Below are 13,657 nucleotides of genomic sequence, written 5' to 3' on the forward strand. Positions count from 1 at the left end.
TGCAGGGGGGACCCTGTGGGAGAGTAGGACGCCGCCGAACAATCTTTCAGCTCCGGTCCCTGAACCCTTGTGGTTCAGGGACCGGAGCTTTTTTGTTCTGATTTTCGGGTGGTGGGTGTAACTCGACGTTCATCTCACCTGACCAGGATCCGTTGCATGCGGACAGTGGGAGCGCTCAAGTCGGCCGGTGTCAGTGCTGGTGATGAGGTCGTGGTGCCGGCGTACGGCAACGCCGAGGTGGCCCGGGCCGTGCTGGAGTTGGGCGCGGTGCCGGTGTTCGCCGATGTGGACGGCGACAGTTACTGCCTGGACCCGGCCGCGGTGTCGGATGTGGTGACCAGCCAGACGGCCGCCGTCGTGGCGATCCACCGGTTCGGTCGGCAGGCGAACGCCGGCTGGATCCGTGAAGTGGGTCAGCGGCACGGTCTGTTGGTCCTCGTGGAGGATGAACCCGGGGCGGACCCGGAGGGCGCGGAGCTGCGGCGCGCGCATGCGTCGTACCTGGACGGCAGGCTCAGCGGCGTCTGGACGCCGACGCCGGCGGCGGGGCACACGTACGAGCAGTATGTGGTGCGGGTGCCGGGCAACGGGCGGCCGGACCGGGATGCGTTCGCGCGGGCGCTGCGGGCCAAGGGTGTGGCGTGCAAGGTGCCCGTACTGGCTCCGGTGTACCGGATGCCTGGGCTGCGGCGGGACGTCTTTCTGCCGCAGACCGAGCGGGCCGTGGACGAGACACTGGCGCTGCCCGTGCATGCGGGGATGTCGCGGCGGGAGCTCCACAAGATGGTCGGTGCGTGCAATGCGCTCGGCGGATTGCTGCAGCCGGCCTTTTGAGCGAGTAGCGGTGGACGGTTCGAAGCTGCCGCGGAGTTGGGGTAATATCTATTCCGCTGCCGCGCCCCAATAGCTCAGTCGGTAGAGCGTCTCCATGGTAAGGAGAAGGTCTACGGTTCGATTCCGTATTGGGGCTCCAGAGGACAAAGGCCCCCGCCAATTGGCGGGGGCCTTTGTCGTATGCGGACTCGGTGATGGTGTGTGTCATGTGCGGGGATCGATAGAGGCAAGGCCGTGGGCGCCGGAAATGTCGGTGTGTTCGACGTTCAGGGTGGCGAGTGGGCTCATGACCCAGTGAGCGTGGGTGCGGGGTCTGTAGTACATCGAGGCGTGCGTGGGTGGCTGTGTCGAAGAAGGTGACGGTTGGGCCGGTCCCGGTGACGGGGGCGGGCAGGTCGTCGGGTGAGCCCGCTGTAGGGGGCCATGGGCCGCGTCGTGGGCGGCTGTTGGGGACGACTCCCGTGCAGGGCGGTCAGGGGGCCGTGCACCGCACGGAAGGTGCTGGAGGTGGCGGGGGAGCGGCCGGCGCGTTGTGAGCCGGTTCAGGGCGGCCGCCTCCCCCCAGGGGTCAGCCCGTCGGGAGCTGGGGGACGCGCATGGCGAGGATGGCCATGTCGTCGGAGGCGGGTTCGGCGGCGAAGCGTTCCACGGCGCGCAGCACGCGGGCGGCTACGGCGCCGGCCGTCAGGCCCGTACAGGTCGTCAGCACGTCGGTGAGACCGTCGTCGCCGAGCATGCGGGTGCCCTCGCGGCGTTCGGTGACGCCGTCGGTGACGCACAGCAGGACGTCGCCTGGGTCGAGGGTGACGGTCTGTTCGTAGAGCTCCAGATCGTCCATCACGCCGAGGAGCGGCTGGGGTTCGGCGGCCGGCTCGACCGTGCCGTCCTGGCGCAGGCGGAGCGGAAGGGGATGGCCCGCGCAGACGACCTTGAGGATGGCGCTGCCGTCCTCCTGTGGCCAGAGCTCGCCGTAAAGGAGCGTCAGGAAGCGGCTGCGGGCGCCCTCGTCGAGGATGGCGGCGTTGAGCCGCTCCAGGACGGCGGGGCCGCCGAAGCCCTCACGGGCCAGCAGCCGCAGCGCGTGCCGTGCCAGGCCCGTGACGGCGGCGGCTTCCGGGCCCGTACCGCAGACGTCGCCGATGGCGAAGCCGTATGCGCCGTCGCGGATCGGGAAGAGGTCGTAGAAGTCGCCGCCGACCTCGTTGCCCTCGCCGGCCGCGCGGTAGATGACCTCGACCTCCACGCCGGGGATCTCGGGCAGCTCCGGGGGCAGCAGGCTGCGCTGGAGGGACTGGCTGATGGCCGTGCGCTCGGAGTAGAGGCGGGCGTTGTCCAGGGCGAGAGCGGCCCGGCGGGAGAGGTCCTCGGCGAGTTCGAGGATCTCCTGGCGGAAGTGTTCCTCGGTGGGCTTGCCGAGGGTGAGCATGCCGATGACGCGGTTACGGGCGACGAGGGGGAGCACGACGGTCTCGCCGCCGACGGCGGAGGCGGTGGCGAGGGTGGCGCCGGGGCCCGTGGAGGGCCGGGCGGAGTTGCCCAGGCCCAGGCTGCGCATGGAGGTGCGCAGGGCGGCGTCGTGCGCCGCGTCGCTGGGGGCGGTCCAGACGCGGGCTCCGGGGGTGGGCACCGGCTCGGGCGGGTCGACCTTCATCAGCAGCGTCTTGAGGCCGTCGATGCGGTCCTCATCCTCGTGCAGGACGTAGGACAGCTCGGGCTCGGAGGTCTGGTCGGCGACGGTGTAGACAGCGCACCACGTGGCGAGGGTGGGGACCGTCATCTGGGCCATCAGGGCCAGGGTCTGGTCGCGGTCGAGGGTGCCGGCCAGCAGGTCGGAGGCCTCGACAAGGAAGGAGAGGGAGCCGCGGCGCAGTTTCTCCAGCTCGGTGAGGCGGGCGCGTTCGACGGCGAGGGCGATGCGGTCGGCGGCGAACTGGAGCCGCAGGGCCTCCTCGTTCGTATAGCGGCCGGCGCCCTCCGCGGCGACGCCGAGCGAGCCGGTCAGCCGGCCCTCGACCTTGAGGGGGACGGTGACGACCGAGCGCATGCCCGTGCCGCTGAGGAGGGGTACGGCGCCGGGGACGGCGGTGAGGTCCTCGTGGACGGCGGGCATCCGGGCGGAGCCGTAGCGTCCGGATCCGGCCTCGACGGGGACGCGGGCGAACCGCTGACGGGCGGAGGGCAGGCCCGTGGAGGCGCGGACCTCCAGCTCGGTCTCGTCGTCGGTGGCCAGCAGGAGGTAGGCCGCGTCGCCGTCGAGCATGTCGCGGGCACGTTCGACGGTGCGCTGGAGCAGGCCGTCGAGGTCATCGGGGGCCGGTGAGCCGATGAAGACCTCGAACGGGTCGGAGGGGCGGCCCTCGGGCTGTGAGGCGGCGTCCGGGGCGGGGGTGCGCTGGGGGCTCTGCAGGATCGCGCGCTCGTGGTCGCGCACCAGGAGGCAGACCGTGGAGGCCTCGCCGTCGGCGTCGCGGACGCGCAGGTGGGAGGCGTACACGGGGACGACCCGGCCGTCGGAGCCCCGGATGCCGTAGGAGCCCTCCCAGCGGGAGAGCTGGAGTGCCTCGGCGATGCCGGTGCCGGTTCCGGGGGTGTGCGGCCAGGCGGCGAAGTCGGTGAGGGGCTTGCCGATGACCTGCTCGGGGTCGTAGGCGAAGAGGTCCTGGGCGTCGTCGTTCCAGAAGCTGATGCAGCCGCCGCGGTCGATCTGGATCACTGCGACGCGGACGCGGGTGTCGGTGACCGGGAGGGCGTCCACCGGCAGGGCGGGACCTGCGGAACGGGTGCCTGCCGGTCGCTCGGGGAGGTCGAGCTGGAACCATACGTGTTTTTGTGCGGCGGTGTACTCGACGCCCCAGCGGGAGGCCAGTGCGCCGCACAGCAGCAGTCCGCGGCCGCCCTCGCGGTCCGGGTGGATGACGACCTGGCCGGCGTTCTGGAGCGGAATCTCACGTTCGGGGTAGCGGTCGGCGACGGAAATCCGTACGCCGTCCTCGCTGCGCAGACACAGCACATCGGCGGCGGTGCCGGCGTGCACCACGGCGTTGGTGACCAGCTCGCTGGTCAGCACGACGGCGTCGTCGACGATGTCGACGCAGCCCCAGCCCTGGAGGGTGTCGCGGACGAATGCACGGGCAGTGGCGACCGAACGCCCGACCGGCTCGAATGTTGCGGCGGCCCGCGCGGTGATCACTGGTCTCCTCATGCGTGTGTCGGTGATCTGCTCCCCCATGGTCGCGGCGCCCCTCCGAATAAACCTGTTGTGCTCGCACCACCGCCCGTGCTCGATGGCTGGGGCGGGTGGACAGCCGTATGCCAGGTTACTTACCTTCGCCGGACCCGAGGATGCCGGTCACGTGTGTTTCCGCCCCAATCGTGCACCGGGACGGTGTGCGATGCTGCCGAACTGTTATGGCCTGGTTGGGCCATGGTGAAACACTGGGCAAGTATCAAGAGAAAGCCCGGGTAGAACGGTCGACCCTGCGGGAGGGACACGGTGGAGTCTGGCGCAGCGGCGCGGGGCGTAAGTACGCGCGCGAAAGGCGGACGATCCCGGAACAACGGGACGACCGAGGTGGATACGGCTGCGCTGAATCGGCTGTTGGTCGCACTGGTCGCCATGCGGGACGGGAACTTCCGCAAGCGGCTCACGGTTTCCGGCGATGGCGTCATGTCGGAGATCGCGGCGGTCTTCAACGAGGTTGCGGATCGCAATCTGCATCTCACGGGCGAGCTGGCGCGGGTGCGCCGGGTCGTCGGACGTGAGGGAAAGCTCACGGAACGGCTGGAGGTCGGTGCCGCCGAGGGCTCCTGGGCCGCGGCGATCGACGCCTCGAATGCCCTGGTGGACGACCTCGTGCGGCCCGTCTCCGAAGTGGGACGGGTGCTGTCGGCGGTGTCCGAGGGCGACCTCGAGCAGCGGATGGATCTGCGGTCGCGCAGTTCGGACAGTTCTTCGGAGCACCCCCTGCGGGGTGAATTCCTGAAGGTCGGCCGGACGGTCAACGGGCTGGTGGATCAGCTCTCCGCGTTCACCGACGAGGTCACGAGAGTGGCCAGCGAGGTCGGTACGGAGGGCAAGCTCGGCGGTCAGGCGCGGGTGCGCGGAATGTCGGGTTCGTGGAAGGACCTGACGGAATCCGTCAACACCATGGCGTCCCGGCTGACGGCGCAGGTGCGTGACATCGCTCTCGTCACCACCGCGGTCGCCAAGGGCGATCTGTCCCGGAAGGTGACGGTTCATGTCGCCGGCGAGATGCTGGAGCTCAAGAACACCGTCAACACGATGGTCGACCAGCTCTCCTCCTTCGCCTCCGAGGTGACGCGCGTCGCCCGCGAGGTCGGCACGGAGGGTGAGCTCGGCGGTCAGGCACAGGTCCCCGGCGTCGCCGGCGTGTGGAAGGACCTGACGGATTCGGTCAATCTCATGGCCGGCAACCTCACCGCGCAGGTGCGCGGGATCGCCCAGGTCACCACGGCTGTCGCGAACGGTGACCTGTCGCAGAAGGTCACGGTCAGTGCACGCGGCGAGGTCGCGCAGCTGGCCGACACGATCAACACCATGACCGAAACGCTGCGCACCTTCGCGGACGAAGTGACGCGCGTGGCGAACGAGGTCGGCGCAGAGGGCCAGCTCGGCGGGCAGGCCCAGGTGCCTGGCGCGGCCGGTACGTGGAAGGACCTCACCGACTCGGTGAACACCGCCTTCCGCAACCTCACCGCGCAGGTGCGGGACATCGCGCAGGTGACGACGGCGGTCGCCAACGGTGATCTGTCCCAGACGGTCACCGTCGATGTGGCCGGTGAAATGCTGGAGTTGAAGAACACCGTCAACACGATGGTGGGTCAGCTGTCGTCGTTCGGCGCCGAAGTGACGCGCGTCGCGCGGGAGATCGGCGTCGAGGGCGAGCTGGGCGGCCAGGCCGCGGTGCCTGGGGCGGCGGGTACGTGGAAGGACCTCACGGACTCCGTGAACACCGCCTTCCGCAACCTCACCGGGCAGGTGCGCAACATCGCCCAGGTGACGACCGCGGTGGCCAACGGCGATCTGTCGCAGAAGGTCACCGTCGATGTCTCCGGCGAGATGCTGCAGTTGAAGAACACCGTGAACACCATGGTGGACCAGCTGTCCTCGTTCGCCGACCAGGTCACACGGATGGCCAGGGACGTGGGTACGGAGGGCCGGCTGGGCGGCCAGGCCCGGGTGGACGGGGTCAGCGGCACCTGGAAGGAACTGACCGACTCCGTCAACTTCATGGCGGGGAACCTGACTTCCCAGGTGCGGCAGATCGCGCAGGTGACGACGGCGGTCGCCCGGGGTGACCTGTCCCAGAAGATCGACGTGGATGCGCGCGGCGAGATCCTGGAGCTCAAGAACACCATCAACACGATGGTCGACCAGCTCTCCGCCTTCGCCGAGCAGGTCACCCGGGTCGCCCGGGAGGTCGGCACGGACGGCAGGCTGGGCGGTCAGGCTCAGGTGCCGGGCGTCGCCGGTGTCTGGCGCGATCTGACCGATTCCGTGAATGGCATGGCCGGCAACCTGACGGCTCAGGTCCGCAACATCGCGCAGGTCGCCACGGCGGTCGCGCGCGGTGATCTGTCGCAGAAGATCGACGTGGACGCCCGGGGCGAGATCCTGGAGCTGAAGAACACCCTGAACACCATGGTCGACCAGCTCTCCTCGTTCGCGGAGCAGGTCACCCGGGTCGCCCGCGAGGTGGGCACCGAGGGCATCCTGGGCGGCCAGGCCGAGGTGCAGGGCGTCAGCGGTACGTGGAAGGACCTCACCCAGTCCGTCAACTTCATGGCGAACAACCTGACCTCGCAGGTGCGCAACATCGCCGAGGTGACGACGGCGGTGGCCCGTGGCGACCTGTCCAAGAAGATCACCGTCGATGCCAAGGGCGAGATCCTCGAACTGGTCACCACCGTCAACACGATGGTCGACCAGCTGTCTTCGTTCGCCGAGCAGGTGACGCGGGTGGCCCGTGAGGTGGGCACCGAGGGCCAGTTGGGCGGCCAGGCGCGGGTGCCGGGCGCGACCGGTATCTGGCTGGATCTCAGCGACAACGTGAACCTGATGGCCAACAACCTGACCATCCAGGTGCGCAACATCTCGCAGGTCTCGGCGGCGGTCGCCAACGGCGATCTGACGAAGAAGGTCACGGTCGAGGCGCGCGGCGAGGTCGCGCAGCTCGCCGACACGGTCAACACGATGGTCACGACGCTGTCGTCGTTCGCCGACGAGGTCACCCGGGTGGCCCGTGAGGTGGGCACCGACGGCATCCTGGGCGGCCAGGCCCGCGTCCCCGGCGTCGCCGGTACGTGGAAGGACCTCACCGAGTCCGTGAACTCGATGGCCAACAACCTGACCGGTCAGGTCCGCAACATCGCCATGGTCACCACCGCCATCGCCAAGGGTGATCTGACCAAGAAGATCGACATCGATGCGCGCGGTGAGATCCTCGCGCTGAAGACCACCATCAACACGATGGTCGACCAGCTGTCGTCCTTCGCGGAGCAGGTCACCAGAGTGGCCCGCGAGGTGGGCACGGAAGGCCAGCTGGGCGGTCAGGCGCAGGTGCGGGGCGTGGCCGGCACCTGGCGCGACCTGACCGAGTCGGTGAACGAGATGGCCGGAAACCTGACCCGTCAGGTGCGTGCCATCGCCGCGGTCGCCGCGGCGGTCACCCTCGGCGATCACAACGTCCGGATCGATGTGGACGCGGCCGGCGAGATCCTGGAGCTCCAGGACAACGTCAACACCATGATCTCCACGCTCCGCGAGACCACCCTCGCCAACGAGGAACAGGACTGGCTCAAGGGCAACCTGGCCCGGATCTCCGGTCTGATGCAGGGCAGGCGCGACCTCAAGGACGTCGCCACGCTCATCATGAGCGAGCTCTCGCCCGCGGTCTCCGCCCAGCACGGCGCGTTCTTCCTCGCGGCGCAGCCCGACAGCCGGGAGATCGGTGCGGACGGCGGCGAGGCGGGCGCCTACGAGCTGCGGCTGATGGGCTCGTACGGCTACGCCATGGGCGGGATGCCGACGACCTTCCGGCCGGGCGAGACGCTGATCGGCACGGCCGCGGAGGAGGGGCGCACGATCCTGGTGGAGAACGTCCCGTCCGGCTATCTCAAGATCGCCTCCGGACTGGGCGAGGCGCCGCCGGCGAATGTGATCGTGCTGCCGGTGCTGTTCGAGGACAAGGTGCTCGGCGTGATCGAGCTGGCGTCCTTCCAGCCGTTCACCCAGATCCAGAAGGACTTCCTCAGCCAGATCGCCGAGATGATCGCGACCAGCGTCAACACCATCTCGGTCAACACCAAGACCGAGGTGCTGCTCAAGCAGTCGCAGGAGCTGACCGAGCAGCTCAAGGAGCGGTCGGGCGAGCTGGAGAGCCGGCAGAAGGCGCTGGAGCTGTCCAACTCCGAGCTGGAGGAGAAGGCCGAGCAGCTGCGGGCGCAGAACCGCGACATCGAAGTGAAGAACACCGAGATCGAGGAGGCGCGGCAGGTCCTGGAGGAGCGCGCCGAACAGCTCGCCGTCTCGATGCGCTACAAGTCGGAGTTCCTGGCGAACATGTCGCACGAGTTGCGCACACCGCTCAACTCCCTGCTGATTCTGGCCAAGTTGCTGGCCGACAACGCGGAGGGGAATCTCTCCCCGAAGCAGGTCGAATTCGCCGAAACCATCCATGGTGCCGGTTCCGACCTGCTCCAGCTGATCAACGACATCCTGGACCTGTCCAAGGTCGAGGCCGGAAAGATGGACGTCAGCCCGACGCGGATCGCGCTGGTCCAGCTCGTCGACTATGTGGAGGCGACATTCCGGCCGCTGACCGCGGAGAAGGGACTCGACTTCTCCGTACGGGTCTCGCCGGAGCTGCCGGCGACGCTGCACACCGACGAGCAGCGGCTGCTGCAGGTGCTGCGCAACCTGCTGTCCAACGCGGTGAAGTTCACCGACAGCGGCGCCGTCGAGCTGGTGATCCGGCCGGCCGGTGCGGATGTCCCGGTGGCCATCAGGGAGCAGCTGCTGGAGCACGGTTCGCTGCGCGACCCGGATGCGGACATGATCGCCTTCTCGGTCACCGACACCGGTATCGGTATCGCGTCGAGCAAGATGCGGGTCATCTTCGAGGCGTTCAAGCAGGCGGACGGCACGACCAGCCGCAAATACGGCGGTACGGGTCTGGGCCTGTCCATCAGCCGGGAGATCGCCCGGCTGCTGGGCGGCGAGATCCACGCCGCGAGCGAGCCCAACCGCGGCTCCACGTTCACGCTCTACCTCCCGCACAACCCGGGCGGGCTGCCGCCGCAGGGCTATCCGCAGTTGGTGGCCGGCGGGCTCGCGATGGACGCGGAGGCACGCGAGACGGAGGTCGGGCGCCTGGAGGCCGAGGAGCAGCAGGGCCTCGAGCTGGACGCCGGGGGTAGCCTCAACCGCCGCCGCCGCCGGGCGGTTTCGGGCTCTCCGCGCCGTTTCGAGCTTCCGGGGCGGCCGCCGTCCGTGGCGACACCACAGATGCCTCAGGCGCCGCCGCAGCAGGCTCCGCAGCAGCCTGCCGACGAGCCCTGGATCGGCAACGGCCAGGATCTGGTGGATCCCGCTTTCGAGGGCGGTTTCCACGGCGAGAAGGTGCTGATCGTCGACGACGACATCCGCAATGTCTTCGCGCTCACCAGTGTCCTGGAACAGCACGGCCTGTCGGTGCTGTACGCGGAGAACGGGCGCGAGGGCATCGAGGTGCTGGAGCAGCACGACGACATCGTGCTGGTCCTGATGGACATCATGATGCCGGAGATGGACGGCTATGCGACCACGTCGGCGATCCGCAGGATGCCGCAGTTCGCCGGACTGCCCATCATCGCGCTGACCGCGAAGGCGATGAAGGGCGACCGGGAGAAGAGCATCGACTCCGGGGCCTCCGACTATGTGACCAAGCCGGTGGATACCGATCATCTGTTGTCGGTCATGGAGCAATGGATGCGCGCGGAGTGAGGAAGCGTCCAGTATGGAGGCGTAAGAGGATCACCGCGTGCTGACTCAGTGTCGCCGTGGACGTGTGGAAGCGCAGGATCCGGGGAACCTTCTGGTCCCTGTCTGCGTTTCTGCTACGTGCACAGTGACATCGCGGTGACAGGGTGTGGCGACAGGCGGGGTGCAGCTACCATGACCGGCACAAGGACGGGCGGCGTGACGGAGTCGTCCCCTGGGGCGGCGTCCGGTTCCATGCCGGGGCGAGGAGGACGGGCCATGGTGCAGAAGGCCAAGATCCTCCTGGTCGATGACCGGCCGGAGAATCTGCTGGCGCTGGAGGCGATCCTCTCTGCGCTCGATCAGACACTGGTGCGGGCATCGTCCGGGGAGGAAGCGCTCAAAGCACTGCTCACGGACGATTTCGCGGTGATTCTGCTCGATGTGCAGATGCCGGGGATGGACGGCTTCGAGACGGCCGCGCACATCAAGCGGCGCGAACGTACCCGTGACATCCCGATCATCTTCCTCACGGCCATCAACCACGGCCCGCATCACACCTTCCGCGGTTATGCGGCCGGCGCGGTGGACTACATCTCCAAGCCGTTCGACCCCTGGGTGCTGCGGGCCAAGGTCTCGGTGTTCGTCGAGCTGTACATGAAGAACTGCCAACTGCGGGAGCAGGCCTCCCTGCTGAGGCTGCAGCTGGAGGGCGGGCGGCCGAGCGCCGACGAGGCGCGGGAGTCCGCTGGGCTGCTCGCCGAGCTCTCCGCGCGGCTGGCCGCGGTCGAGGAACAGGCCGAGGCGCTGTCCAAGCAGCTGGACGAGACGGCAGATGCGGCCGCGGTCGCCACGGCGGCTCATCTGGAACGCAAACTGACCGGGCTGCGCCGGGCGCTGGATGCTCTGGAGCCGGGGTCGGGAAGCGCCGCGGGATGACTGACGTCCTTTCATGAGACGGGCGCGCGACACGTTCGGGTGAAGCGCCGTGCGCTCGTGTGATGCCCGCGTTCGCCTGTAATCTCGTCGCCATGGCCTCACGTACGTCCGGCAAGGGAACCCAGAGCACGGCGGGCCCCTCGAAGCAGCGCGCCGGACGGACCGCGGGCGCCGCCAAGAAGACCGCCGCGAAGAAGGCGACCGCGAAGCCGCCGGTCAAGAAGACCGCGGCCGCGAAGAAGGCACCGGCCAAAAAGGCTGCCGGCAAGAAGGCCGTCCCCAAACCGGCGCCGTCACCCACCGGCGGTGTCTACCGCCTCGCCCGCGCCTGCTGGCTGGGGCTCGCGCACGCCATCGGGGCGGTGTTCCGCGGCATGGGGCGCGGCGCGAAGAACCTCGATCCGGCGCACCGCAAGGACGGGCTGGGGCTGCTGCTGCTCGGCATGGCGCTGGTCATCGCGGCCGGTACGTGGTCCAACCTCAGCGGCCCGGTCGGCGATCTCGTCGAGCTGCTGGTGACCGGGGCGTTCGGCCGGCTCGATCTGGTCGTGCCGATACTGCTGGGCGGCATCGCCGTACGCCTCATCCGGCACCCCGAGCAGCCGGAGGCCAACGGCCGGATCGTCATCGGGCTGTCCGCACTGGTCGTCGGTGTCCTGGGGCAGGTCGCCATGGCCTGTGGATCGCCGGGCCGGGACGACGGACTGGCCGCCATACAGGACGCCGGCGGCTATCTCGGATGGGTCGCGTCCAAGCCGCTGATCTTCACCGTCGGACAGACCCTGGCCGTGGCGCTGCTGGCGCTGCTGACCCTCTTCGGGCTGCTGGTGGTCACCGCGACGCCGGTGAACGCCATCCCGCAGCGGCTGCGGGCGCTCGGCGTCCGGCTGGGCGTGGTGCAGCCCGCGGAGTCCGAGGAGTACGTCGACGAGGCCGAGGACTATGCGGAGGACTGGCGCGAGCAGCCCGCCCGCAAGCCGCGTCGCAGCGCCGCCGCGGCGTCGGCCGCGAACGACCCGGAGGCGATAGAGGAAGCGGCTCTGGCCAAACGGCGCCGCCCGCGCCGGGGTTCCGTACAGCCCGCCGTGGACCGGCCGATGGATGCGGTGGATGTCGCCGCCGCGGCCGCCGCGGCGCTGGACGGCGCGGTGCTGCACGGCGTCCAGCCCTCCCCGCTCGTCGCCGGACTCAGCAGCAGCATCTCCGGGGAGCGCCGGGGGCACGACGGCGAGGACACCGCGGGGGAGAGCGGCACGGTGCCGCCGGCCCGCGGTGCGGAGCCGAAGCCGCCCGTTGTTGAGGACACCCCGGCCGTACCGGACTTCACCAAGGCGCCGCCGGAGCGGTCCGGCGAGCTGCCGGCGCGCGCCGAGCAGCTCCAGCTGTCCGGTGACATCACCTACTCGCTGCCCTCGCTGGACCTGCTCTCGCGCGGCGGTCCCGGCAAGACCCGCAGCGCCGCCAACGACGCCATAGTGACCGCACTGACCACGGTCTTCCAGGAGTTCAAGGTCGATGCGGCGGTCACCGGGTTCACCCGCGGCCCGACGGTCACCCGCTACGAGGTCGAGCTCGGCCCGGCCGTCAAGGTCGAGAAGATCACCGCGCTGGCCAAGAACATCGCCTACGCCGTGGCCAGCCCCGACGTCCGGATCATCAGCCCGATCCCCGGCAAGTCCGCGGTCGGCATCGAGATCCCCAATACCGACCGCGAGATGGTCAACCTCGGCGACGTGCTGCGGCTGGCCGATGCCGCGGACGATGAGCATCCGATGCTGGTGGCGCTCGGCAAGGACGTCGAGGGCGGCTACGTCATGGCCAACATGACCAAGATGCCGCACGTCCTGGTGGCCGGCGCCACCGGTTCCGGCAAGTCCTCCTGCATCAACTGTCTGATCACCTCGGTCATGGTGCGGGCCACGCCGGAGGACGTCCGGATGGTGCTGGTCGACCCCAAGCGCGTCGAGCTGACCGCGTACGAAGGCATCCCGCACCTGATCACGCCGATCATCACCAACCCCAAGCGCGCCGCCGAGGCGCTGCAGTGGGTGGTCCGCGAGATGGACCTGCGCTACGACGACCTCGCGGCGTACGGCTTCCGGCACATCGACGACTTCAACGAAGCGGTGCGCAGCGGCAAGGTCAGCTCACCCGCGGGCAGCGAGCGCGAGCTGGCGCCGTACCCGTATCTGCTGGTCATCGTCGACGAGCTGGCGGACCTGATGATGGTCGCGCCACGCGATGTGGAGGACTCGATCGTCCGCATCACCCAGCTCGCCCGCGCGGCAGGCATCCATCTGGTGCTCGCCACCCAGCGCCCGTCCGTCGATGTGGTCACCGGCCTGATCAAGGCCAATGTGCCCTCCCGGCTCGCGTTCGCCACCTCCTCGCTCGCCGACAGCCGGGTCATCCTCGACCAGCCGGGCGCCGAGAAGCTGATCGGCAAGGGCGACGGGCTGTTCCTGCCGATGGGTGCCAACAAGCCGGTCCGTATGCAGGGCGCGTTCGTGACCGAGTCCGAAGTCGCGGCCGTCGTCCAGCACTGCAAGGATCAGATGGCGCCGGTCTTCCGCGAAGACGTCACCGTCGGGACGGCCAGGAAGAAGGAGATCGACGAGGACATCGGCGATGACCTCGACCTGCTGTGCCAGGCCGCTGAGCTGGTAGTTTCCACCCAGTTCGGGTCGACATCGATGCTTCAGCGCAAGCTGCGGGTGGGCTTTGCCAAGGCCGGCCGGCTGATGGACCTGATGGAGTCGCGCAACATTGTCGGGCCGAGCGAGGGGTCCAAAGCACGCGATGTTCTGGTGAAGCCGGATGAATTGGACGGAGTGCTGGCGGTGATCCGGGGGGAGGCTACCGAGTAGCACAGATATCCGGGTCACTCGTACGAGAGAAGAAAGC

Annotated in this window: 5 protein-coding genes and 1 tRNA gene; 5 read left to right on the top strand and 1 reads right to left on the bottom strand. The window is 69.0% G+C overall.

What is annotated here, in order from left to right; all coding sequences use genetic code 11:
* Positions 1-156 precede the first annotated feature (156 nt).
* Entirely contained in the window at positions 157-834 is a 678-nt protein-coding gene (locus ACGFWI_RS30395; protein WP_393909255.1) for a DegT/DnrJ/EryC1/StrS family aminotransferase, read from the top strand.
* A 63-nt stretch (positions 835-897) separates the two neighbouring features.
* Positions 898-973 (top strand) — tRNA-Thr (locus tag ACGFWI_RS30400).
* A 429-nt stretch (positions 974-1,402) separates the two neighbouring features.
* Here ACGFWI_RS30400 and ACGFWI_RS30405 read toward each other — a convergent pair.
* Entirely contained in the window at positions 1,403-4,024 is a 2,622-nt protein-coding gene (locus tag ACGFWI_RS30405; RefSeq protein WP_393909348.1) for a SpoIIE family protein phosphatase, read from the bottom strand.
* A gap of 303 nt (positions 4,025-4,327) precedes the next feature.
* On the opposite strand from ACGFWI_RS30405, the gene ACGFWI_RS30410 reads away from it, so the two are divergent.
* From ACGFWI_RS30410 to ACGFWI_RS30420, 3 genes are all read left to right on the top strand, one after another.
* The gene (locus ACGFWI_RS30410; protein ID WP_393909256.1) at positions 4,328-9,838 is read left to right on the top strand and encodes a HAMP domain-containing protein; all 5,511 of its coding nucleotides are present in this window, start codon (positions 4,328-4,330) and stop codon (positions 9,836-9,838) included.
* 255 nt (positions 9,839-10,093) lie between these two features.
* Positions 10,094-10,753 (top strand): two-component system response regulator, encoded by a 660-nt coding sequence (locus tag ACGFWI_RS30415; RefSeq protein ID WP_018092947.1) that lies wholly within the window; start codon positions 10,094-10,096, stop codon positions 10,751-10,753.
* 92 nt (positions 10,754-10,845) lie between these two features.
* A complete protein-coding gene (locus tag ACGFWI_RS30420) occupies positions 10,846-13,620 on the top strand; it encodes a DNA translocase FtsK (protein WP_393909257.1) in 2,775 nt (924 codons plus the stop codon).
* Positions 13,621-13,657: the final 37 nt, after the last annotated feature.

Source organism: Streptomyces sp. NPDC048434 (assembly GCF_043200375.1).
Taxonomy (GTDB): domain Bacteria; phylum Actinomycetota; class Actinomycetes; order Streptomycetales; family Streptomycetaceae; genus Streptomyces.